We start from the raw sequence: 23,259 nt of genomic DNA, 5'->3' as shown, positions 1-23,259 counted from the left end.
TGGAATCACGGATGACTCACGGACAGCCTGCCCCACCATGCGAATACTGATAGTCGAAGACGAACCCAAGATGGCGTCGTACCTCCGCAAGGGGCTGATGGAGGCGAGCTACACGGTCGACGTCGCGGAAAACGGCAAGGACGGGCTGTTCCTCGCGCTGCACGAGGAGTTCGATCTCGTCGTGCTCGACGTAATGCTGCCGGAAATGGATGGCTTCGAGGTACTCAAGCGGCTGCGCGCGCAGAAGCAGACGCCCGTGCTGCTGCTCACGGCGCGCGAGGCGATCGAGGACAAGGTCGCCGGGCTCGAGCTGGGCGCCGACGACTACCTGCTCAAGCCGTTCGCGTATGCCGAGTTCCTCGCGCGCATCCGCTCGCTGCTGCGGCGCGCGCCGCGCAACGTGCGCGATATCCTGCAGGTTGCCGATCTCGAAGTCGACCTGATCCGCCGCCGCGTGCGGCGCGCCGACACCCGCATCGACCTGACCGCGCAGGAATTCGCGCTGCTGCAGTTGCTTGCCGAACGCGAGGGGGAAGTGCTGACGCGCACCTTCATCACGTCGCAGATCTGGGACATGAATTTCGACAGCGACACGAACGTCGTCGATGCGGCGATCAAGCGCCTGCGCGCGAAGATCGACAACGCCTACGAGAAGAAGCTGATCCACACGATCCGCGGGATGGGCTACGTGCTCGAGGATCGTGCGTGACACGCCGCCCCGGCTCGTATTCGCTGCTGCGGCGCCTGACGCTCGCGTTCGCCGTCGTCGCCGCGCTCGTGTTCGCGCTGACCGGCGCGTACCTGTATCGCTCGCTGTCCGCCGAGCTGACGCGGCGCGACGACATCGAGATTTCCGGCAAGCTCAACCAGTTCCTGCAACTGGCGCACGCGAGCGGATCGATCGCCGCGCTGCGTGCCGATCCGGCCGTGTTTCATGAGGTGCTGCTGTCGCACCCGGGCGTGTATCTCGGCATCTACGATGCGCAGGACCGCGCGCTCGTCGAGCATTCCGACGAAGCCGGCAATACGCTCGCGTCGGTGATCGCGGCCCCGCATCCGGCCAGCCGAGCCCGCGGGCCGTTCACCTGTTCGCCGCCCGGCATCGGCACGTCGCGTTGCGTCTATGCACGCGAAACGCTGCCGTCCGGCGACGCGATCCAGGTCGCGCTCGCGCGCACGGCGACCGATCGCCAGTCGCTGCTCGAAAGCTATCGCGTCGACATCTGGCTCGCGGCGGCCGTGGGCGCGCTGCTGGTCGGCGCGCTAGGCTATGCGGTTGCGTCGCGCGGCCTGCGCCCGGTCGAGAGCCTTGGCCGGCAGACGTCGCGCATCGAGGCCCACAACCTGAACGCACGGCTCGACGCGCGCGGCGGCCCGGTCGAGCTGCGTGAACTGGCGACGTCGGTCAACCGGATGCTCGACCGCCTCGAACGCGCGTTCGTGCGGCTGTCGCAATTCTCGTCCGATCTCGCGCACGACATGCGCACGCCGCTCGCCAACGTGATCAGCGCGTCGCAGGTCACGCTGTCGCGCGCGCGCACGACCGAGGAATACGAAGCGCTGATCGATTCGAACATCGAGGAATGCGAACGGTTGCAGCGGATGATCGAGAACATGCTGTTTCTCGCGCGCACCGATAACGCCCGGCAGCACCTGAAGACCGCCGAGTTCGATGCGGGCAGCGAGCTGCGCCGGCTCGCGTCGTATTTCCAGGCGCTGGCCGACGAAGCCGGCGTGCGCATCGACGTGCACGGCGAAGCGCCGGTGGTCGCGGACGCGACGCTGTTCCGGCGTGCCGTCAGCAACCTTACGTCAAACGCGCTCGAACATGCGGAAGCCGCGTCGACGATCGAGCTCGCGGTGTCGGCGCAAGGCCGCTACGCGGTCGTCGAAGTCACGAATCGCGGCGCCGCGATTCCGCCCGAACAGGTCGACAAGATCTTCGAGCGCTTCTACCGGATCGATTCGTCGCGGCACGGCGCGGCGCGCAACGCGGGGCTCGGGCTCGCGATCGTGAAATCGATCATGGAGCTGCATCGCGGCAAGGTCGAGGTCGCGAGCCGCGACGGGCGCACGACGTTCGCGCTTTATTTTCCGCGCGGCACGGATAGCTAACCCGTTCGCCGCCTTCCGGCTAGCGATCCTGAACGGCCGCAAATGACGCGCGAATGCAGACGAGCAACACGATGGTCACCGCGCTGAACACGGCCCCGGCGTAGAACGTGGCTGCTGCACCCACCCGGTCCCACAGGATGCCCGCGACGACGCTCGACACGAGCGTCACCACGCCGCTGAGCAGATTGAACACACCGAACGCCGTGCCTCTCAATGCGGCCGGCGCGGCATGCGCGACCATCGTCGCGAGCAACCCCTGCGTCATCCCCATATGGAGCCCCCACAACGCGACGCCGACGAGTACGGTTCCCCAATGCGCGCCGTGTGCGAGCACGATATCGGCGGCGATCAGCAGGACGAGCCCGGCCACCATCAGCGTCTTGTGGCTCGTCGTGTCGGCGAGCTTGCCGAACGGGTAGGCCGACAATGCGTACACGACGTTCATCGCCACCATCACGAGCGGCACGAATGCGACGGGTACGCCGCTGCCCAGCGCGCGCAGCACCAGGAACGCTTCGCTGAAGCGGGCCAGCGCGAACACGGCGCCGACGGCGACGACCCACCAGTAGCGCGCGCCGAGCTGCGCGACGACATCGCGTCGGATCGGGTTGACGCGCGGCTCGCCCGGCGCACGCGCCGGCTCGTCGATGCCGAACGCGAGCAGCGCCACGGCCAGCACGCCGGGAATCACGGCCAGCCAGAATGCAAGGCGGAAATCGTCGTGCCACCCCAGCATGATGAGGACGGCAAGAAGCGGCCCGAGGAACGCGCCCACCGTGTCGAGCGACTGTCGCAGCCCGTAGGCGGCGCCGCGCAGGTGGACGGGGGTGACGTCGGCCACCAGCGCATCGCGCGGCGCCCCACGAATCCCCTTGCCGATCCGGTCGACGATCCGTGCCGTCACGACGACGCCGATCGTCGGCGCGATCGCGAACAGCGGCTTGCTGAGCGCGCCGAGCCCGTATCCGGCCACCGCCAGCCATTTGCGATTGCGCAGGTAGTCGCTCAGCGTGCCGGAGAACACCTTGACGACCGGCGACGTCGCCTCGGCGATCCCCTCGATGACGCCGATCGCGGTCGCGCTCGCGCCGAGCCCCGCCATCAGGAACATCGGCAACAGGCTGTGGATGATTTCCGACGACACGTCCATCAGCAGGCTGACGCAGCCCAGCAACCAGACACTGCGAGGAATCTGGCGAAGAACGCCGGTCGACGGTTCGGTCTGCATGGGTCGCTCGCGGTTCAGGAATCCCGACACGGGATGCCGGTGATACTACTGCAGTCCGGTGACACGACACACATGCCGGCCCGCGCTATTCCCCCGTCTCGCGCCGGATCTTCGCCTGGCGGCGATGGCGGTCGTTCAGTATCTGGTGCCGACGATGGTCGGTCAGTTTCTTCCAGTCGCGTGCCTCGTCGCGCGTCCTCAAGCAGCCCGTGCGGAATCCGGTGCGGCCATCGAACGCGCACAGCTCGATACACGGCGATTTCACGGCCACGGTCAGGCTGCCTTTGCCGACGTCATCACTTCGACGGTCACGTGCGACACGCCGTCGAAGCCTTCGACCAGTGCATGGTAGAAGCGCGCGTCGCGCGCCGCATCGACGGTCTCGACCGACACGATCGCGCTCATGTGGCCGGGACCGACCCGCCACACGTGAAGATCGTTGACCTTGTCGCCGAACGCCTCGATCGCGTGACGCACGCGCTCCGCCAGCTTGCGATCGACATTGACGTCGAGCAGGATGCCGCCCGTATCGCGCATCAGCCCGTACGACCAGTTCGCGATGACGAGCGCGCCGACGATGCCCGCGACGGGGTCCATCCAGACCCAGCCGAAGGCACGCGCGAGCAGCAACCCGATAATGGCCAGCACCGACACCGCGGCATCGGCGATCACGTGAACGTAGGCCGACCGGATGTTGTGATCGCGGGCCGCCGCAGCGTGCGCGCCTTCATGATGATCGTGTTCGACGAACGTCAGCGCGTGCTCGTGGCCGTTGAGCGTCACGATCGCCTCGAACGCATGGGGCTCGGGAATCGTCTCCCGCGACTCCAGGAAGCCGTTCCGCGCCACCATCGTGAAATGCTGTCGCGACTGGTCGGGACGGACGGTCGTGATCGATGCAGACACCCCGTCGACGCTCGACCCGCCGGTGGCGGGCGCGATCCGGAACACCGGCGGCACACCGTCCTCGAACACCGATACGTCGAACACGCCGGTTGTCGAGAACACCCGCATGGCTTCGTCCGCGTGATCGTCGTGCGCGTGCCCATGGCCGTGTCCATGCCCGTGATGGTGGCCGTGATCGTGCCCGTGATGCCCGCCGCTCAGCAGCCACACGCTCGCCAGGTTGACCGCAAGACCGAGCACCGCGATCGGAATCGCCTCGCCGAAATGGATCGGGACCGGCGCCAGCAACCGCGCAACCGCCTCGTAGCCGATCAGGATCGCGATCATCGCGAGCACGATCGCGCTCGTGAACCCGGCCAGGTCGCCCAGCTTGCCGGTGCCGAACACGAAGCGCGGATCGTCGGCATGCCTGCGCGCATAGGTATAGGCCAGCGCGGCGATCAGCATCGCGCCTGCGTGCGTCGACATGTGCAGCCCGTCGGCGACGAGCGCCAGCGACCCGAACAGCGTGCCGCCGACGATCTCGACCATCATCATCGCCGCGCACAGGCCGATCACCATCCACGTCCGCCGCTCGTTCTGCTCGTGCGCGGCGCCAAGGAAGATATGGTCGTGCCCCGCGCCGAACGCGTCATTCGTGAAATTGCTCATGCTCCACCCCGATCACTTGAAATAGCTGTGCACCACGTCGATCAGCTGCTCGGTCGCGCTGCCTTCGTGCTCGTCCGGCCCATGTGCATCGACCATGTGCTCGCGAATGTGGTCTTCCAGCACGACGGCCAGCAGCCCGTTCATCGCGCCGCGACAACTCGTGATCAATTGCAGCACCTCGTTGCAGCCGCGCTCGTCACCGAGCGCGCGCTCGATCGCCTCGACCTGGCCCTTGATACGGCGCACGCGGTTCAGCAGCTTCTGTTTTTCACGAACGGTATGACTCATCGATGACGGACTCCTGCATAGGGAGGGGGAGTATATCTCCGGAAGGCTGCCCCTATAGGGGAGAGGGGTATATTTTTTGAGATGAAGGCTTGTCGAAAGCAATCCGCTCGACTAGACTGCCCTTCGTCTTTGGGGAGTAGCCTGCTTTCCGTCCCTGGAAAGCGAACGCGTCAACACACTCGGCCTGCGGCCGTGGCGCGTTCAGCCTGATCGGCCTGGCGAGACCATGGGCGCATCGCGTCGTTCCTGGTCGGACGTCGGCGGATGCGCCATGGTTTGTCAGCGTCCGACCACGGAGTCCCCATGTTCCCCACCGCCCTCTCCCCGCGTTTCGCCGCCGTCCGCGCGCATGCCTGCGGAGGTGCCGCATGACTTTCATGTTTGTCGAACTGGCGTTCATGCTGGTCGTCATCCTCATCGCCGCCGAGGTCTTCACCAACGCGCTCGAACATCTCGGCGAACGCCTGAAGATTTCCGAAGGCGTCACCGGTTCGCTGTTCGCGGCCGTCGGCACCGCGCTGCCCGAAACGATGGTGCCGCTGCTCGCGCTCGCAGGCGGCACGGCGAACCAGGCCGTGAACGAGGAGATCGGCGTCGGCGCGATTCTCGGCGCGCCGCTGATGCTCGCGACGCTCACCACCTTCCTGATGACGCTCGCCGTGATCCGCTCGCGCGGGCTGCGCGGCACGATCGCGCCCGAACGCACCGGCTTCGTGCGCGACATGAACTACTTCCTCGCCGCGTTCTCGCTGGCCACCGCCGCGATGTTCGTCCCGCATCACAACGGGGCCGTGCGCGCGCTGCTCGCGGCGATGCTGGTCGGCATCTACGTGATGTATGTCGTGATGACGTTCCGCGCGTCGAGCCAGCTCGTCGATGCCGGGCACGGCACCGAGGCGCCGCACACGATGTTCCTGTCGCGCCTCGGTGTGCCGACCAACCTCGCGACGATCGCGCTGCAACTGCTCCTCGGCGTCGCGCTGCTGGTCGGCGGGGCGAAGGGCTTCATCCACGGCGTGGAAGGCGTGTCGCACGTGCTGGGCGTATCGGCGGCGCTGCTGCTGTCGCTGATCATCGTGCCGATCGCGACGGAACTGCCGGAGAAGGTCAACAGCGTGCTGTGGATCCGCCGCAGGAAGGACACGCTCGCGTTCGGCAACATCACCGGCGCGATGGTGTTCCAGGGCACGCTGCTGCCGGCGATCGGCATCATGCTGACGCCGTGGGAGCCGCGCCCCGAAGTGCTGACCGGCGTGATCATCACGCTCGCGGCGGCGGCGTGGCTGCGCGTCAATGCGCGCACGCGCGGGCTCGCGATCTGGGCGTTGCTCGCGAACGGCGCGGGGTATGCGGGGTATCTGTTCCTGACGCTGGCGCGCTGATCCTGCTCAACGGACTCAACGGACGCGCCGGGCACGATCCCGCTGCCCGGCGCGAATGAAGCATCGTCGCGCCGCCGGCCCGCAAGCGATTCAGATGCGCGTCTGGTTCACACGCTGCGCCAGTTGCTCGGCGCTTTCCTTGCGCTCGCTGTAGCGGTCCGTCAGGTACGCACCGACGTCGCGCGTCAGCAGCGTGAATTTGACCAGTTCCTCCATGACGTCGACGACCCGGTCGAAATACGCGGACGGCCTCATCCGGTCGTCGTCGCCGAATTCCATGAACGCCTTCGCGACGGACGACTGGTTCGGGATGGTCAGCATGCGCATCCAGCGTCCGAGCACGCGCATCTGGTTGACCGCGTTGAACGACTGCGATCCGCCGCTGACCTGCATGACCGCCAGCGTCTTGCCTTGCGTCGGCCGCACCGCGCCGACCGACAGCGGAATCCAGTCGATCTGCGCTTTCATCACGCCGGTCATCGCGCCGTGCCGCTCGGGGGAGCACCACACCATGCCCTCCGACCATTGCACGAGCTCGCGCAACTCGGCCACCTTCGGGTGGTCGTCGGGCGCATCGTCAGGCAGCGGCAAGCCGGCCGGATTGAAGATCCTGGCTTCGGCGCCCATCGCCGTCAGCAACCGCGCCGCCTCCTCGACCAGCAACCGGCTGAACGAGCGCGTGCGCAATGACCCGTAGAGCAACACGATTCGAGGCGGATGCGTCGACGGCCGCGCGGGCTGCAGCCGGCTCGCGTCCGGCACGCGAAAGAGCGTGGCATCGAGTTGCGGCAGATCGTTCAGTCGGTCAGACACGCTTGCCCTCCGCATCGATCACGATTTCGCCGTCTTCCTTCGCAAACGGCCCCTTCTGCGGATCGGGCAGGATGTCGAGCACCTGCTCGGACGGACGGCACAGCCGCGTGCCGAGCGGGGTGACGACGATCGGGCGATTGATCAGGATCGGGTGAGCGACCATGAAGCCGATCAGGTCGTCGTCGCTCCACTTCGGATTGTCGAGATCGAGCGCTTCATACGGTGTCCCCTTGCGCCGCAGCACGTCGCGCACGGGCACGCCCATCGCCGCGATCAGCGCACGCAGCTCTGCCTGGCTCGGCGGCGCTTCGAGGTAAAGCACGACGCGCGGCTCGACGCCGGCGTTGCGAATCATCGCCAGCGTGTTGCGCGACGTGCCGCAATCGGGGTTGTGATAGATCGTGATGTCGGTCATTTCCGGATTCCTGAATGGTTTCACGCGCACTCGTACCAGCCCTTCGAACGGTTGACGACGCGCACGACGAGCAGCATCACCGGCACTTCGATGAGCACGCCGACGACGGTCGCGAGCGCGGCGCCCGAGTGGAAGCCGAACAGGCTGATCGCGGCGGCCACGGCCAGCTCGAAGAAATTGGACGCACCGATCAACGCCGACGGACACGCGATGCTGTGTTTCTCGCCGACGAGGCGATTGAGCCCGTAGGCGAGCGCTGCGTTGAAGAACACCTGGATCAGGATCGGCACCGCGAGCAGCGCGATCACCAGCGGCTGCTTCAGGATCGCCTCGCCCTGGAACGCGAACAGCAGCACCAGCGTGGCCAGCAGCGCGGCGATGGACCACGGGCCGATCTTCGCCATCGCGCGGTCGAACGCCGCCGGCCCCTTCGCGAGCAGCAGCCTGCGCCACACTTGCGCGAGCATCACCGGGATGACGATGTAGAGCACGACCGACGTGAGCAGCGTCGCCCACGGCACCGTGATCGCGGACATCCCCAGCAACAGGCCCACCAGCGGCGCGAACGCGATCACCATGATGCTGTCGTTCAGCGCGACCTGCGACAGCGTGAACAGCGGATCGCCGCCCGTCAGCCGGCTCCACACGAACACCATCGCCGTGCACGGCGCGGCGGCCAGCAGGATCAGGCCGGCGATATAGCTGTCGATCTGGTCGGCGGGCAGCATCGGCGCGAACAGCTGCCGGACGAACAGCCAGCCGAGCAGCGCCATCGAAAACGGCTTGACGAGCCAGTTCACGACGAGCGTGACGCCGATCCCCCGCACATGCTGCCGAACCTCATGCAACGCGCCGAAATCGACCTTGACCAGCATCGGCACGATCATCACCCAGATCAGCAGCCCGACGGGCAGGTTGACCTGCGCGTATTCCATGCGGCCGATGTGCTGAAAGAGCCCGGGCAGCGCCTGGCCCAGCGCGATGCCGAGCACGATGCACAGCGCCACCCACACGCTCAGGTAGCGCTCGAAGAAGCCGATGGCGGGCGGGGCCGCCACGGCTTGCGGTTGTGCAACGTCCGAGCCGGTCATGCATCGCCTCCGCAGCAATCGGGCGCCGTCGGCACGCCGCAGGCCGCGCCGGCGCAGCAGTTCTCGGTCAGGAACCCGATGAGCCCGCTCATCGATTCGAAATTCGCCGCGTAATAGATGAACCGGCCGTCCTGGCGCGCGGTGACCAGGTCGGCATGCGACAGATCCTTCAGATGAAACGACAGGCTCGATGGCGACAGCCCGATCTGCTGGGCGATCGCACCAGCCGACAGCCCTTCGGGCCCGGCCACGACCAGCGCGCGAAAGATGGCCAGGCGCGCTTCATGAGCAAGCGCGCCCAGGGCGCGCACGACGAGATTGGAGTCCATGGCGCGAAGGATAGCGCCATCATTTCGACATTTCAAGCATTATTGAAATGATGGTGCGGATCCCGTGCTTGGCCGCTCCCCAGCCCTTCGCGCACTGTCAAACCCGGCCGCACTCGCGGCTTCCGGCCCGACACGCACGGCACCGGTGCAGCCGCCCGCCTCGCGGACGGGCGACGCACCGGCATGCGCTCAGGTCAGGACGCCTTCACCAGCTTGACGATCGTCAGCGTGCCGTCGACCTTCTCGATCCGCACCTTGACCTTGTCGCCCGCACGGGCGTGCTCGAGCATCGCCGCGTCCTTCGCCTTGAACGCCATCGTCATCGGTGGCATCCCGACGTTCTCGAGTGCGCCGTGCTTCAGCGTGATCTTGCCGGTCGCGGCATCGACCTTCTTCACTTCGGCGTCGGTCAGCGCGGCATTCGACTCGGCCATGCCGCCCGACGACATCTTCATGCCGGACATGTCCATGCCGGCCATGTCGCCGGCTGCAAAGGCGGGGGTGACGAGCGTGCCGACAGCAAGTACGGCGGCAGCAGCAACGGTGACGGTAATCAACTTCTTCATCGGGATTCTCCGGTTGGGATGGATGGCACGTTCGTGCCGTGCGGAACTGCTTCGGAATGCCACGCATGGCCCGCGCTTCGCGCACGACGGCGCTGCAGCAGGAGCCAGGCGGCGGGAATGACGAACATCGACAGCAGCGGCGCGGTGACCATGCCGCCGACCATCGGCGCGGCGATGCGCTGCATGACTTCGGAACCGGCACCGTGCCCGACCATGATCGGCACGAGGCCGGCGAGCACGACGGCCACCGTCATCGCCTTGGGCCGCACGCGCAGCACCGCGCCTTCGCGGATCGCGTCGAGCAGCAGCGCATCGTTGAGTGGTTCGCCGGCGTCGAGCCGGCGCTGCAGCGCGCCCTTCAGGTACAGCAGCATCACGACGCCGAATTCGGCGGCCACGCCCGCGAGCGCGATGAAGCCCACCGACGTCGCGACCGACACCGCGTGGCCGAGCGCCCACACGAGCCAGAAGCCGCCGACCAGCGCGAACGGCACCGTCGACATCAGCAGCAGCGCATCGGCCGCCGAGCCGAACGTGAGGAACAGCAGCACGAAGATCACCACGAGCGTCACCGGCACGACGGTGCGCAGCTTGGCCGCCGCGCGTTCGAGATACTCGAACTGCCCCGACCACGCGATCGAATAGCCGGGCGGCAACGCGACCTGCCGCGCGACGGCCTGCTGCATCGTGCGGACGGCGGTGCTCAGGTCGACGCCGCGGAGATCGACGTACACGTAGCCGGACAGTCGCGCGTTCTCGCTGCGGATCATCGGCGGGCCATCGGCGATCGCGATGCGTGCGACGTCGCTCAGGCGGATCTGCGCGCCGCGCGCGGTGACGACCGGAAGCTGCCGCAGGTTCTCGACCGAATCGCGCACCTCGCGCGGGTAGCGGAGGTTGATCGGAAAGCGCTCGCGCCCCGCGATCACTTCGCCGACATCGTCGCCGCCGACCGCCGTCGACACGACCGACTGGATGTCGGCCACCGACAGCCCGTAGCGCGCGGCCGCGAGCCGGTCGATGTCGACGTCGATATAGCGGCCACCGTTCAGCCGTTCCGCGAGCGCGGACGTCACGCCCGGCACGGGCTTCACGGCGGCCTCGACCTGCTTCGCGATCGCGTCGATCCCGGCCAGGTCCGGCCCGGCAATCTTCACGCCGACCGGCGTCTTGATCCCGGTGGACAGCATGTCGAGCCGGTTGCGGATCGGCGGCACCCACACGTTCGACAGCCCCGGCACCTTTACCGTGCGATCGAGTTCGTCGACGAGCTTCTCCGGCGTCATGCCGGGCCGCCAGGCGCTGCGCGGCTTGAAGCTGATCGTCGTCTCGAACATCTCGAGCGGCGCGGGATCGGTCGCGGTATCGGCGCGGCCCGATTTGCCGAACACCGTGTCGACCTCGGGCACGGTCTTGATCAGCCGGTCGGTCTGCTGCAACAGCTCGCTCGCCTTGTCGGCGGAGATGCCGGGCAGCGCGGTCGGCATGTACAGCAGGTCGCCTTCGTCGAGCGGCGGCATGAATTCGCCGCCGAGCCGCGACAGCGGCACGGCCGTCAGCACGAGCGCGACGACCGCGATGCCGATCGCGACCCACGGGCGCCTGAGCGTCGCTTCGAGCAGCGGCCGGTACGCGCGAATCAGCACGCGGTTGATCGGGTTCGCGTGCTCGTGCGGAATGCGGCCGCGCACGAGATAGCCCATCAGCACCGGCACCAGCGTCACCGACAGGCCGGCGGCGGCGGCGATCGTGTAGGTCTTCGTGAACGCGAGCGGCGCGAACAGCTTGCCCTCCTGCCCTTCCAGCGAAAACACCGGGATGAACGACAGCGTGATGATCAGCAGCGAGAAGAACAGCGCGGGCCCGACCTCCGCGGCCGACGTCGCGACGAGTTCCCAGCGTCGCGCGGCCGTGATCGGCTCGCCGGGATGCGCGTGGTCGTACGCTTCGAGATGCTTGTGCGCGTTCTCGATCATCACGATCGCCGCGTCGATCATCGCGCCGATCGCGATCGCGATCCCGCCGAGCGACATCAGGTTCGCGTTCACGCCCTGGTAGCGCATCACGATGAACGCGGCCAGCACGCCGAGCGGCAGCGACAGGATCGCGACGAACGCGCTGCGCAGGTGGAACAGGAACACCGCGCAGACGATGCCGACGATCACGAACTCCTCGATCAGCTTGTGCTTCAGGTTGCCCACCGCGCGCGCGATCAGCTGCGAGCGATCGTAGGTCGTGACGATCTCGACGCCGGGCGGCAGCGAACGCTTCAGGTCGGCGAGCTTCGCCTTGACCGCATCGATCGTGGTCAGCGCGTTCTTGCCCGAGCGCATCACGACGACGCCGCCCGTCACCTCACCCTGCCCGTTCAGCTCCGCGATCCCGCGCCGCATCGCCGGGCCGACCTGGATGCGCGCGACGTCGCCGAGCAGCACCGGCGTGCCGGCGTCGTTCGTGCGCAGCACCACGTGCCGGAAATCGTCGAGCGTGCGCAGGTAGCCGGTCGAGCGCACCATGTACTCCGACTCGGCCAGCTCGACGACCGAACCGCCGGACGCCTGGTTCGCGCTGCCGAGTGCGCTCGCGACTTCCGCCTGCGTGATGCCGTATGCGCGCAGCTTGTCGGGATCGAGCACGGCCTGGTACTGCTGCACCATGCCGCCGATGCTCGCGACTTCCGACACATCGGGCACCGCCTTCAGCTCGAACTTCAGGAACCAGTCGTTGAGCGCGCGCAGTTGCCCGAGATCGTGACGGCCGGTGCGATCGACGAGCGCGTACTCGACCACCCAGCCGACACCGGTCGCATCCGGCCCGAGCGACACCGTCGCGCCGGCAGGCAGACGGCTCTGCACCTGGCTCAGGTATTCGAGCACACGCGAACGCGCCCAGTACGGATCGGTGCGGTCGTCGAACAGCACGTAGACGAACGCGTCGCCGAACGACGAATACGCGCGGACGGTTTTCGCGCCGGGCACGCCGAGCAGCGTGGTCGTCAATGGATAGGTCACCTGATCCTCGACGATCTGCGGCGCCTTGCCCGGATATGACGCCTTCACGATCACCTGCGTGTCCGACAGGTCGGGCAATGCATCGAGCGGCGTCTGCCGCAGCGAATGAACACCCCATGCGGCAATCAGCACGGTGGCGAGCAGCACGAGGAAGCGGTTGTGGACGGACCAGCGAATGACGTGCGCGATCATCATTCGCCTCCCTGCGGTTCGACCTTCGTCAGCCGGTAACCGTCGTCGCCCTGCGTGAACGCGAAGCGCACCGTCTGACCCGGCTTCACGTCCGGGAACGCGGTGGCCGACGGCTTGCCGAACGCCATCGTCATCGCGCCCCAGCCGAGCGCCGGAACGGGCTGATGCGAGAACGTGATGTCGTCGGCCGTGACCTGTTCGACCTTGCCGGTGGTTTCGTAGACCGGTGTCGCCGCTTTCGGCGTCGACGCGGGCATCGCCGCTGCCCCGCTCGCGCCGGTGCCGCTTTCCAGCCGCGGCAACACGCTTTTCAGGCTCGCCTCGGAATCGATCAGGAACTGCCCCGATGCGACGACCGTGTCGCCTTCGTTCAGCCCGCCGAGCACTTCGGTGTCGCTGCCGACGTCGTTACCCACCGTCACCGTCACGGGCTGCAGCCGGCCGTCGCGATTCTTCACGATGACGATCGAGCGCTTGCCGGTCGCGATCACCGCTTCGGACGGCACGAGCAGGCGCGACACGGTCTGCCGCGCGGCGACCCGCACGCGCATCAGCATGCCGGGCGTGAGCTTCAGCGCCGCGTTGTCGATCTCCACGCGCGCCTGCAGCGTGCGGCTGCTCGTGCTGATGCCGGGCAGCACTTCGCGGATGCGTCCGGTGAAATGCTGTGCCGGGTCGCCCGCGAACGTCGCATCGACCGCCATCCCCGGCTGCACGGTCAGCGCAAGCGCTTCCGGCACCTCGACGATGAGCCACAGCGTCGACAGCCCGGCGATCTTCGCGAGCGTCTGACCGGGCGCAACCATCGCGCCGTCCCGCACGTTCAGCTCGCTGACGACGCCGGTTTCCGGCGCGGTCAGCACGACGTGCGTCTGCACGCGGCCGGTGCGATCGAGGCGCGCGATCATGCCGTCGGGAATCGACAGCGCCCGCATCCGTGCACGCGATGCATCGAGCAGGCTGGCGTCCATCCCGCCGCGCTTGAGCGCGAGGTATTCCTCCTGCGGCGCGAGCCAGTCGGGCACGAACAGCGATGCGACCGGTGCGCCTTTCGCGATGCGCTGCATCGGTGCGCGCGCATGGAGACGGTCGATGTAGCCGGTCACGCGCGACTGGACGACGTCCGCGCGCGATTCGTCGAACTGCGTGGTGCCCACCGCATCGAATCCGGCCGCCGTCTGTTGCCGGCGCACGGTCGCATAGCGGATGCCGAGGTTCTGCTGCAGGCCCGGATCGATCCGGATGCCGGACGCGCCGCCGCCTTCGTCCGCGTAGACGGGTTGCAGTTGCATGTCCATGAAGGGCGACTTGCCCGGTTTGTCGAAATGCTGGTTCGGCACCATCGGGTCGTGCCAGTAGAGCACCTTTCGGCCGCTCGTCGAACCGGGCTTGCCGGTCGAGGCCGACGCGGCGGCGTCAGTCGCGGCGCTTGACGCATGGCGTGCGCCCACGAAATAACCCGTGCCGAGCAGCGCGGCACCGGCGAACGCCAGCACGGCCGCGCGGGCCCATGTTTGCTTCGTCATGTCGTTCTCCTTTATTGCGCGGCGGCCAGCGTCGACGGCACGACCTGGTATTCGAGCTGCGCCCAGGTCTGCGACACCTCGCGCCGGAGATCGAGCACCTGCAATTGCGCATCCAGTTGCGCGCGGCGCGCGGCGAACGTATCGGCGAGCGAACCTGTGCCGGCACGGTAGGCCGCGTTCGCCAGTTGCACGCGCTGGTCGGCGGCGGGCAGCAATGCGTCGCCGAGATTCGCGATGCGCGCACGACCGCTCGCGAGCGTCGCGGACTGCGTGCGGATATCGGCCTGCACCTGGCGCAGCGTGTCCTCGTACATCAGGCGCGCCTTCGTCGCGAGCGCGGCCTTTTCGGCGACGTCGCGGTTCTGGCGGTTCTTGCGATTGAGCGGCAGCGGAATCGTCACGCCGACGGACACCATGTTCGAATACGCGCCGCCACGCTGCTGGTACGCGACTTCCCACGTCCAGTTCGGGCTGCGTTCGCTGTTCGCGACGGCCGTATCGGCCTCGGCCACCGCGATATCGTCGGCGGCGGTGATCAGCGCCGGCTGCGACAGCCGCAACTCGTCCGGCGGCAGCGACGACACGAACGATTCCGGCGCGGGCGGCGCGCCCGCAACGTCGTCGACCGGCACGGCGGTCCAGCGCGACAGCGCGATGAGCGCGGTCTGGTAGACCTGCCGCGCTTTCAGCAATTGATCCTGCGTCTGCGCGAGCATGGCCCGCGCCTGGACGACATCGGCCGCACTCGCCTTCGCGCCGCGATACGACGCCTTCGTCGCTTCAAGCTCATGGTTCATGTGATCGAGCAGCGCCTGCTGCAGCGCGAGCGCCTGCTTCGCGTAGACGGCGTTCAGCCACGCCGTCGCGGTTTGCTGGCGCACGCTCGCGAGCTGCGCGAGATAGCCGGCGCGCTCGCGCCCGACCTGCTCGTTGGCGAGCGCCGAGCGCAGGCGCCGCTTGTCGCCGGACACCCACTCCTGCTCGATGCCGATGCGGCGCATCGTCATGAAGTCCTGGCCGACGGTGAAGCGCTGGCCGCCGTTGACCGGCAGGTTGTCGATGCCGGCCTTGAGCATCGGGTCGGGCAGCTGGCCGGCCTTCACGGCCGCCTCCGCGCTCGCGCGCACCGACGCTTGCGCGGCCTGCATCGAAGCGGAATGATCGGTGGCGGACTGCAGCGCGGCGTCCAGCGTGACAGGCGATGGCTGCGCGTGAACGGCGCCCGCCACCAGCAGCGCCGCCCAAAGCATGGGCGCGCGCCGACGTGCACACCGCGCAAGCGGCATGCCGGGATGGAATGACATGGTTGAACCCCAACGGCGGAACCCCATAGGGATTCCACGTCCTGATACAGGACGAACCTCACCGCGAATGCGGCGAACCTATCGGATCGGGATCAGCTGATGCGTGGAGGGCGCCACAATCCGTTCGGATCGCGGACCGGGAGGATTTGCGCGTAGTGGAACGCGACGGTGCTGGCGAATGCCGCGGGACGACTGACTTCGGCGCGCGCGGCCGGATGATAGAGACTGCCGAACTGGCATTGCGCCGTCAGCTTGCAGGCCGTGCCCTTCGCTTTCGCGTGGGCGTTGCCGGCGGACGACGACTGCATCGAATCGCAGCCCGGCATGTCGGCGGACATGCCGGCGTCCATGTCCATCGACATCGACATCGACATCGACATCGACATGCCCTGCTGCATCATCGGACATTCCCCGGCCAGGCCGCTGGCTGCCAGCCCGCTGATGGGCAGCACCGCGCAAAGCAGCAGCAGGATGAGCGTCCGGAGGAATTTCATGGCGGGGATTATAGCGCGGGGTTTTGCTGTGTGGCGACGCGTCGATGAAGCGTAACGACGTGCCGACTCCGCGACCGCCGTCGCCTGCTACCGCGCGAGCCCGTCGGCCTCCAGCACCGCCGGCCGCGCCCGCACCCGCTCGTACCACGCACGCAGATGCGCATAGCGGGTCAGGTCGATATCCGCGTGGTACACCGACCGCAGCCATTCCGCCTTGCCCCAGCCGGTCAGCGCGAACAGGTATGCATCGGCGAGCGTGAACGCGTCGCCCATCAAGAACGTATTGCCGTCGAGCTGGCGATCGATCCAGGCCAAGCGGCTGTCGAGCTTCGTTCTCGCCGGATCGACGTATTTGCCCGCCTGCACCGCGTACAGCAGCGGAATGAAGCCCTTGTGGATTTCCGCCGTGAGAAAGTTCAGCCACTCCAACAGCCGATAGCGCGTGAGCGTGCCGTAGGCGGGCGCAAGCGCCGCCTGCGGACACAGATCCGCGAGATACTGCGCGATCACCGGCCCTTCGCGCAGCCGCGTGCCGTCGTCGAGTTCGAGCAGCGGCACGTAGCCGAGTTCGGTCACATCGTAGTAATTGCGCCCGTCTTCAATGACATGCTTGCGCGCGTCGACCTTGATGACTTCCGCGTCGATGCCGCCTTCGCGCAGCACGATGCAGATCGCCTGCGAACAGCTTCCGGGAGCGTGATAGAGCTTCATGCGTGTCCTTCGTGGGTTGTCCATGTATCGATTCGCCGCGACGCGGGCGCTAATATCTCGCATCGGCGCGAGGCTGAGAAGACGGCAGTCGTTTGTGCCGTAGTCACAAAAAATTTACCGACCAGGATTCGCCACGATGAAAACGAGTGCGACCGGATGTTCCGTTGAAGAAGCGATGCGCCTGCTCGGCGGCCGCTGGCGGCTGCTGCTGGTGTCGTATCTGCTCGACGGGCCGCGACGCTTCAGCGACCTGCGGCGCGACATGCCCGGCATCTCGCAGCGCATGCTGACGCTCGACCTGCGCGCGCTCGAAGACGCCGGGCTCGTGCGGCGGACCGTCTATCCGGAAGTGCCGGTGCGGGTCGAGTACGATCTGACCGCCGACGGCGACCGGCTGCGGCCCGTCGTCGAAGTCATGCGCGAATTCGGCCTGTGGCTGAAGGCGCGCGATGCCGATGCGTCGTGCGATATCGGTGTCGCGCCCGATGCGGCCGCCGCGATCGAAACAGCACACCACTCCACCCGATAACCCCAGCTCCCATACGCAGGAACCCACACTCATGGAACTTCACGCCACCATCGGCGCGGCGACGTCCGATCTCGACGACGACGAAAGCTTCGCCAACATCTACTGTCACGACGCCGAGCAGGACTATTGCTTCGCGCTGTCGCGCTTTCCGGACGACGCGCTGATCGAAGTGATGGTGCGCGACCAGGTCAACGCGCGCGTCAAAGATCTGTCGGTGCGCCTGACGGACGACACGATCGACGTCGAGATCGAACCCGCGCTCGCCGCGCGGCTCGACGGCCAGACGCGCTACGTGATCCATCTCGCGCCCGGCCAATACGACCCGGTCACGCTGCGCGCCGCGCTGAAGGAGATCTTCGTCGGCAAGAACGGCTTTCAGGACGACAGCACGCGCGGCTAGGCAGTCGCCGGCCGGTTCTTCCTCGACTTTCGCTCTTACGCCTGCTCATGACGCGCTTCCCGCTTCCCAGTCTTGCCGCGACCGCGCTGCTGCTCGCCGCGTGCGCATCGCTCGCGCCTGCCGCGCACGCGGCCAAGCCGCTGCTCACGTTCAAGGTCGACGACACCGTCACGGCCCGCGTCGAACGCGCGGACAGCGCGCACATCACCGTGCGCTTCCTGCCGAGCGGCAAGACGCAAACGCTCGACGTGATCGCCGCCGACGAGGAAGGTCACTATCACCTCTCGTCGGACGACTACAACTTCGACGGCCACCGCGATCTCGCCATGCACGCGACGCTCGGCATGGTCAACGACAGCTACGGCATCTACCTGTACGACGCCGCACGCCAGCAGTTCGAACCGCTGCGCATGCCGGCGAGCAATATGCGGCATGGCAACTGCGACGACCTGGTCAACGTGGTCGCGAAGCCGAAGGAACGCACGCTGTACAGCTCCTGCCGCGGCGGCCCGATCTGGTACACCGATGCGTACCGCTACGATGCGCGCGGCAAGCTGTATCTGTACCAGTCCAGCGAAGCGATTCCCGACGACCTGCGCGACCTGATCGATGCGGATTCCGGCCCGTCGTCGATGCTGCTGACCTACGACGCGCAAGGCAAGCGCGTATCGCGCCGCCCGGACGCGTACGGCGGCGGCACCGTCACGTTCAAGGTGCGCCCGGCGCGCCTGCCGCTGCACGATACGATGAACGATGCGCCCACGCGCCGCTACGTCGTCGCGGGCGACACGGTCGAGCTAATCGACGCGAGCGCCGATTTCCAGTGGCTGAAGGTGCGGTATCGCAATCCGCAAGCGGGCGCGGTGCAGGGCTGGGTCAGCGCGAAGGAAGCGACGGCCAACTGATGTACGCGGCGGCGTGATCGCCGCTCATTCCCACATATTGAGCGTGTCACGTCCCATTAATAGGGATGCCTGTCCAAATGTTGACGTGCTTCCCGCCACGGCTCTAACGTTCGCCCCAACGCCATTCGATTCGGCCGCCCCGTTCGCGGGCGACGGCCGGGCACCGAACACAGGAGACAACCGTGGCCCATTCCGCGTCGCGCACCCACGCCCACCCGCCGGAACAACCGCCCGCGCGCGCCGGCATCGCATCCGATCCCGCCGCCCGTTCGGCCGCGGCACCCACCACGCCACCGAGCCGCAAGCGGCTGCTGATCGTCGCGTTGCTGTTCGTCACCGTCGTGATCAACTATCTCGACCGCAGCAACCTGTCGATCGCCGCGCCCGCGCTGTTCAAGGAGCTGAACATCGATCCGGTGCGCGCGGGCCTCGTGTTCTCCGCGTTCGGCTGGACCTACGCGCTGATGCAGGTTCCGGGCGGCTGGCTCGTCGACATGGTATCGCCGCGCGTGCTGTATGCCGGTGCGCTCGCGCTATGGTCGGCCGCGACGCTGCTGCTCGGTTTCGCGGGCTCGTTCGTCGGGCTGATCGTGCTGCGCCTCGCGGTCGGTGCGCTCGAAGCGCCTGCCTATCCCATCAACAACCGCGTGGTGACGACCTGGTTCCCGACCCGCGAACGCGCAAGCGCGATCGGCGGCTACACGTCGGGCCAGTTCGTCGGCCTCGCGTTCCTCACGCCGGTGCTCGCGTGGCTGCAGGTGCATCTCGGCTGGCACATGGTGTTCGTCGCAACCGGCCTCGCGGGCATCGTGTGGGCCGCGATCTGGTATGCGGTATATCGCGAGCCGCGCGCGTTTCGTGGCGTCAACGCGGCCGAGATCGCGCTGATCCGCGACGGCGGCGGGCTCGTCGATCTCGAGGACCGCGTCGCGGCACGCACCGAACGCGCGCCGTCGACGTGGCGCGACCTCGGTGTCGTGCTCGGCCGGCGCAAGCTGTGGGGCATCTATCTCGGCCAGTTCGCGCTGAACTCGACGCTGTGGTTCTTCCTCACGTGGTTCCCGACCTACCTCGTCAAGTATCGCGGAATGGACTTCATTAAATCGGGCTTCCTCGCGTCGCTGCCGTTCCTCGCCGCGTTCGTCGGCGTGCTGTGCTCGGGCGTGCTGTCGGACTGGCTGATGCGCCGCGGCGCATCGCAGGGCTTCGCGCGCAAGCTGCCGATCATCTCGGGGCTGCTGATCTCGACCTGCATCATCGGCGCGAACTACGTGACGTCGACCGGCTGGGTCATCGCGTTCATGACGATCGCGTTCTTCGGCAACGGCTTCGCGTCGATCACGTGGTCGCTCGTGTCGGGGCTCGCGCCCGCGCGGCTGCTCGGCCTCACGGGCGGCGTGTTCAACCTGATCGGCAACCTGTCCGCGATCGCGACACCGATCGTGATCGGGCTGCTCGTGGACGGCGCCGACTTCTCGCGGGCGATCACCTACATCGCCGCGATGGCGCTCGCCGGCAGCCTGTCGTACGGGCTGCTCGTTGGCAAGGTCGAGCGCATCGACGCGTAAACGTCACGAGGGCGGCACGCACGTGCCGCCCGGTCTTACCGCTACCGCTGACCGCGCGTCGTGCATCGTGCATCGTGCATCGTGCGTCGTGCGTCACGTCAGAACCGCAGAGCCCCATCCCGCGCGAGGTCGTGCGGATTGCCCGCCACGTAGTCGAGCGCGCACGCATCGGTGTCGATGCCGACGGTCAGCAGCGTTTCCCAGCGCTCGGTGTCGGGCATCGACAGGTCCGGATGGAAACACACGACGGCCTGGTCGCCGGCCGCCCCGCACATCGCCGCCGCGCGCTCGCGCACATCGGCACTCGTCATCCCGTTCACGACGTCATTCAGGTGCGCGAAGCGCTCGCGCGTGGTCGAGCTGTCGGGCATGCACTCGCCGCCGCTCAACGCGCGATCGAGGAAGTGGTTCGTATGCAGCAGCCAGCCGTCCGGACGCGGCACCACCACACCCACGCCTGACGGGCTCAGCTCGATGCTCGCCGCACGCGGGTTCGCATCGTGCCGCGTGAACACGGTCAGCACCGTCGACGCGCTCACGCGTGCGGTGCGCGCGATGTCGATCGCCTCCTGCACCGTCGTCGCGTCTTCGAGCAGGCGCCGCGCGATCGCATGCACCGGCACGCCGGCGCTGTCGTTGTCGCTCGCGTGATGCAGGATGTTGAAGTGCAGTCCGAGCCCCGCGCTGTTCACGCCGAGCTTCGCCAGCATCCCGAATTCGGAGAACAGCTTGACGGTGCGGCCGTGCGGCGTCGCGATCTGCATCAGCAGCCCCTGCGGTGCGAGGCTGTCGTGCCAGTCCCACGTCTGCAGCGTGCGCGGTGCGTGCGGGCCGGCCGGCGCATGGACGGTCGTCGAGCACTCGCCTTCGGCCGATGCGGGTGCGGTGGCGAGAATCTCGGTGCGTGCATTCAGGCACGCGAGCTGCCAGCGCGGCAGGTCGACGCCGTCGGCGATCGCCTCGACTTCGGCGGCGAGGCGCGGGCACCACGCGCCGAGCGTGGCGAGACTCGCTTCGCCGATCTCCCGTGCGCGCTGCGGCGCGATGCCGAGCTTCGGGAAGAACGCGAGATACAGCGCGACCGTCTCGCGGATCTCCGGCGCGAAGCGCTCGCCGATCAGGCGGCCGCGCTCGCGCGGATCGGTGATGTCGGTCACGAAGGTGTGCAGCTTCAAGGTCAAATCTCCTGGGTTGAATGCGCCGGGCCCGCGCGGCCCGGCGCGTGAGGCATCGTGCGGCCGGTCAGAACGAGTAGATGAACTGCATCCCGGCCAGGTCGTTGCTGCGCGCGTACGTGCCGTTGCTCTTCAGGAACACCGGATGGTTCGCCGCGTCGTGGCGGTATTCGAGCTTCACGGTGATCTGCTGTGTCGGATAGAACAACAGGTCGGCCGTGATCGCATAACGCTGCGCGCCCTTGCACTCGGTGCCGTTCGTCGACGAACCCTGGAAGCACGCCGGATCGATGCCGAAGCCGCTCGACCCGTTCACCGACGGGTTGCCGCCCGCGAGCCCGTACTGGATGTTGGTGCCGCCGCCGCCGTTCGACGTGTTGTTCAGGTAGTCGAAGCGCAGCGTCGCGCCCATGCGGCCGACCCACGACGTCGTCCACTTCGTATGGCCGAGCAGCGACATCCCGTACCAGCGCGCGGTGCCGCCGTTCCATGCGCCCTTCTGCAGCTCGCCGTAGTCCACCTGCGCGTTGACCTGCGTCTTGTCGTGCGTATAGGTCACGTCGGCTTCCACGTACTTGTAGAGGCCGGTCGGCGACGCGCCGTTGCACTGGTAGCCGTAGCCGCCCGGCTGCGCGCACGGCGAGAACAGCGACTGCCGGCCGAGCATCCCGGAGACGCCGAAGTCGAAGGCGGTCGACGTCGCGTTGTCGAAGCGCGCGGTGATCGTCGGCGTCCAGTTGGTCTTCGTCGTGTTGTTCGCCGCATTCGCGATCGCGCCCGCGGTGCGCAGCACCTCGTTGCCGATCACGACCTGCCAGAAGCGCGTCATCGCCGCGTTGGAGCCCTTCAGCCCGACGCCGATCAGGTTGCCCGGCTCGCTGAAGTCGTACAGCAGCCCGTGCGTGAGCGTCAGCATCTGCGTCGACGGCTGCACCTCGTAGCCGGCGAGGCTCGGCATCATCCCGATCTCGAAGGTGCGGGTCGTGCTGAGCGGCACGGTGACCACCGCCTGCGTGACGATGTTGTTGCCGATGCCGCCGTGCGCGTTGCTGAACACGTTGCCGAAGCCGCGGTTCGGCTGGATCACGACCTCCGCCGCCGGCGCCATCGGGCCGACGCCGAAGGTCTTCTTGATGTCGAGGTAGACGTCGCCGATCGTGCTGTTGAAGTAGTCGTACGCGCCCGGGTCGTGGTTCAGGAACTGGAAGCCGGACGTGCGCTGCGCGCGGTTGAACAGGTACACGGGATCGACGTAGCCGGTGATGCTCAGGCCCGCGAGCGGGCCGGTGGTCGCCGCTTCCTGCAGCGAGTCGACCTTCAGCGACGCGTTCGCGATCTGCTCGCGCATTTGCTGCAGGTCGTCGTTCGTGAAGGCCGGCGCCGCATCCGCGGCCGGTGCGGCGGCGGCCGCCGTGTTGATCGTGCCGATCTTCGCGCCGCCCGAGGCGGCGGTGGCGGTCGTTGCCGCGCCGGCCGGCTTCGCGGCGAGCATGCTCGCGCGCAGCTCGTTCACCTGCTGCTGCAGCGCGGTAACCTGCGCCTGCAGCGCCTTCATCCGGCTCGCGTCGGTCGCCTGCGGCGTGTGCGCGAATGCCGCGGCGGCGTCGAACGCCAGCAGGCACAGCGCCGTCATGTGTGTGATTTTCATGGTGTGGGTGAT

23 protein-coding genes and 1 riboswitch are annotated in these 23,259 nt (G+C 67.5%); of the genes, 7 read left to right on the top strand and 16 right to left on the bottom strand.

Going from position 1 to position 23,259, the window contains the following annotated elements:
• Window positions 1–37 precede the first annotated feature (37 nt).
• Both CFB40_RS19285 and CFB40_RS19280 read left to right on the top strand, forming a co-directional pair.
• Window positions 38–709: a heavy metal response regulator transcription factor gene (locus CFB40_RS19285; protein ID WP_089432079.1), complete on the top strand. Its 672-nt coding sequence runs from the start codon at window positions 38–40 to the stop codon at window positions 707–709.
• A complete protein-coding gene (locus CFB40_RS19280; protein ID WP_089432078.1) occupies window positions 706–2,115 on the top strand; it encodes a heavy metal sensor histidine kinase in 1,410 nt (469 codons plus the stop codon). Before CFB40_RS19285 ends, CFB40_RS19280 begins: the two co-directional genes overlap by 4 nt.
• 19 nt (window positions 2,116–2,134) lie before the next feature.
• Here the strand turns inward: CFB40_RS19280 and CFB40_RS19275 are convergent, their stop codons facing one another.
• The 4 genes from CFB40_RS19275 to CFB40_RS19260 all read right to left on the bottom strand — a co-directional run bounded on the left by CFB40_RS19275 (window position 2,135) and on the right by CFB40_RS19260 (window position 5,188).
• Window positions 2,135–3,343 carry an MFS transporter gene (locus CFB40_RS19275; protein WP_089432077.1) on the bottom strand — a complete coding sequence of 403 codons (1,209 nt, stop codon included), beginning with the start codon at window positions 3,341–3,343 and terminating at the stop codon, window positions 2,135–2,137.
• Window positions 3,344–3,428: 85 nt separating this feature from the next.
• Window positions 3,429–3,614 (bottom strand): DUF1289 domain-containing protein, encoded by a 186-nt coding sequence (locus CFB40_RS19270; protein ID WP_089432076.1) that lies wholly within the window; start codon window positions 3,612–3,614, stop codon window positions 3,429–3,431.
• Between the two features lie 2 nt (window positions 3,615–3,616).
• Window positions 3,617–4,900 carry a CDF family Co(II)/Ni(II) efflux transporter DmeF gene (dmeF, locus tag CFB40_RS19265; protein WP_089432075.1) on the bottom strand — a complete coding sequence of 428 codons (1,284 nt, stop codon included), beginning with the start codon at window positions 4,898–4,900 and terminating at the stop codon, window positions 3,617–3,619.
• A 12-nt stretch (window positions 4,901–4,912) separates the two neighbouring features.
• On the bottom strand, window positions 4,913–5,188 hold the full coding sequence (locus CFB40_RS19260; RefSeq protein ID WP_089428418.1) for a metal/formaldehyde-sensitive transcriptional repressor: 276 nt from the start codon (window positions 5,186–5,188) through the stop codon (window positions 4,913–4,915).
• A gap of 119 nt (window positions 5,189–5,307) precedes the next feature.
• Window positions 5,308–5,483, top strand: a riboswitch (yybP-ykoY riboswitch).
• Window positions 5,484–5,556: 73 nt separating this feature from the next.
• On the opposite strand from CFB40_RS19260, the gene CFB40_RS19255 reads away from it, so the two are divergent.
• A complete protein-coding gene (locus CFB40_RS19255; protein WP_089432074.1) occupies window positions 5,557–6,570 on the top strand; it encodes a sodium:calcium antiporter in 1,014 nt (337 codons plus the stop codon).
• 90 nt (window positions 6,571–6,660) lie between these two features.
• Here CFB40_RS19255 and arsH read toward each other — a convergent pair whose 3' ends face one another.
• The 10 genes from arsH to CFB40_RS19205 form a co-directional block, all read right to left on the bottom strand.
• Window positions 6,661–7,398 (bottom strand): arsenical resistance protein ArsH, encoded by a 738-nt coding sequence (arsH, locus tag CFB40_RS19250; RefSeq protein ID WP_089432073.1) that lies wholly within the window; start codon window positions 7,396–7,398, stop codon window positions 6,661–6,663.
• Window positions 7,376–7,798, bottom strand: a complete 423-nt coding sequence (arsC, locus tag CFB40_RS19245; RefSeq protein WP_089432072.1) for an arsenate reductase (glutaredoxin) — start codon at window positions 7,796–7,798, stop codon at window positions 7,376–7,378. The genes arsH and arsC overlap by 23 nt, the downstream gene beginning before the upstream one ends.
• Before the next feature lie 20 nt (window positions 7,799–7,818).
• Window positions 7,819–8,889: an ACR3 family arsenite efflux transporter gene (gene arsB / locus CFB40_RS19240; protein WP_089432071.1), complete on the bottom strand. Its 1,071-nt coding sequence runs from the start codon at window positions 8,887–8,889 to the stop codon at window positions 7,819–7,821.
• Window positions 8,886–9,218, bottom strand: coding sequence for an ArsR/SmtB family transcription factor (locus CFB40_RS19235; RefSeq protein WP_089428423.1), 333 nt, complete (start codon window positions 9,216–9,218; stop codon window positions 8,886–8,888). Before CFB40_RS19235 ends, arsB begins: the two co-directional genes overlap by 4 nt.
• 194 nt (window positions 9,219–9,412) lie before the next feature.
• Window positions 9,413–9,784, bottom strand: coding sequence for a copper-binding protein (locus CFB40_RS19230; RefSeq protein WP_089428424.1), 372 nt, complete (start codon window positions 9,782–9,784; stop codon window positions 9,413–9,415).
• On the bottom strand, window positions 9,781–12,987 hold the full coding sequence (locus CFB40_RS19225) for an efflux RND transporter permease subunit (protein WP_089433246.1): 3,207 nt from the start codon (window positions 12,985–12,987) through the stop codon (window positions 9,781–9,783). Before CFB40_RS19225 ends, CFB40_RS19230 begins: the two co-directional genes overlap by 4 nt.
• A complete protein-coding gene (locus CFB40_RS19220; RefSeq protein WP_089432070.1) occupies window positions 12,987–14,513 on the bottom strand; it encodes an efflux RND transporter periplasmic adaptor subunit in 1,527 nt (508 codons plus the stop codon). The genes CFB40_RS19225 and CFB40_RS19220 overlap by 1 nt, the downstream gene beginning before the upstream one ends.
• Before the next feature lie 11 nt (window positions 14,514–14,524).
• Window positions 14,525–15,817: a TolC family protein gene (locus CFB40_RS19215; protein WP_306427342.1), complete on the bottom strand. Its 1,293-nt coding sequence runs from the start codon at window positions 15,815–15,817 to the stop codon at window positions 14,525–14,527.
• Between the two features lie 92 nt (window positions 15,818–15,909).
• Complete coding sequence (locus CFB40_RS19210; protein WP_089432068.1) at window positions 15,910–16,311, bottom strand: hypothetical protein; 402 nt, start codon at window positions 16,309–16,311, stop codon at window positions 15,910–15,912.
• Window positions 16,312–16,398: 87 nt separating this feature from the next.
• Window positions 16,399–17,022, bottom strand: coding sequence for a glutathione binding-like protein (locus CFB40_RS19205; protein WP_089432067.1), 624 nt, complete (start codon window positions 17,020–17,022; stop codon window positions 16,399–16,401).
• Between the two features lie 136 nt (window positions 17,023–17,158).
• Between CFB40_RS19205 and CFB40_RS19200 the strand changes: the two genes are divergently transcribed.
• The 4 genes from CFB40_RS19200 (at window position 17,159) to CFB40_RS19185 (ending at window position 20,424) form a co-directional block, all read left to right on the top strand.
• Window positions 17,159–17,551, top strand: a complete 393-nt coding sequence (locus tag CFB40_RS19200; RefSeq protein ID WP_089428429.1) for a winged helix-turn-helix transcriptional regulator — start codon at window positions 17,159–17,161, stop codon at window positions 17,549–17,551.
• A 31-nt stretch (window positions 17,552–17,582) separates the two neighbouring features.
• Window positions 17,583–17,951, top strand: a complete 369-nt coding sequence (locus CFB40_RS19195; protein WP_089428430.1) for a hypothetical protein — start codon at window positions 17,583–17,585, stop codon at window positions 17,949–17,951.
• A gap of 47 nt (window positions 17,952–17,998) precedes the next feature.
• Window positions 17,999–18,856 (top strand): XAC2610-related protein, encoded by an 858-nt coding sequence (locus CFB40_RS19190; RefSeq protein WP_089432066.1) that lies wholly within the window; start codon window positions 17,999–18,001, stop codon window positions 18,854–18,856.
• Between the two features lie 182 nt (window positions 18,857–19,038).
• Window positions 19,039–20,424, top strand: a complete 1,386-nt coding sequence (locus tag CFB40_RS19185; protein ID WP_089432065.1) for an MFS transporter — start codon at window positions 19,039–19,041, stop codon at window positions 20,422–20,424.
• Between the two features lie 98 nt (window positions 20,425–20,522).
• On the opposite strand, the gene CFB40_RS19180 is transcribed toward CFB40_RS19185, so the two are convergent.
• Together CFB40_RS19180 and CFB40_RS19175 are read right to left on the bottom strand one after the other, a co-directional pair.
• The gene (locus CFB40_RS19180) at window positions 20,523–21,599 is read right to left on the bottom strand and encodes a C45 family autoproteolytic acyltransferase/hydolase (protein ID WP_089432064.1); all 1,077 of its coding nucleotides are present in this window, start codon (window positions 21,597–21,599) and stop codon (window positions 20,523–20,525) included.
• A 67-nt stretch (window positions 21,600–21,666) separates the two neighbouring features.
• Window positions 21,667–23,247, bottom strand: a complete 1,581-nt coding sequence (locus tag CFB40_RS19175; protein WP_089432063.1) for a DUF3138 family protein — start codon at window positions 23,245–23,247, stop codon at window positions 21,667–21,669.
• Between the last annotated feature and the right edge of the window lie 12 nt (window positions 23,248–23,259).

Origin of the sequence: Burkholderia sp. AU31652 (genome assembly GCF_002223155.1) — a bacterium.
GTDB lineage: Bacteria > Pseudomonadota > Gammaproteobacteria > Burkholderiales > Burkholderiaceae > Burkholderia.
This window is presented reverse-complemented; position numbering and strand designations above follow the sequence as displayed.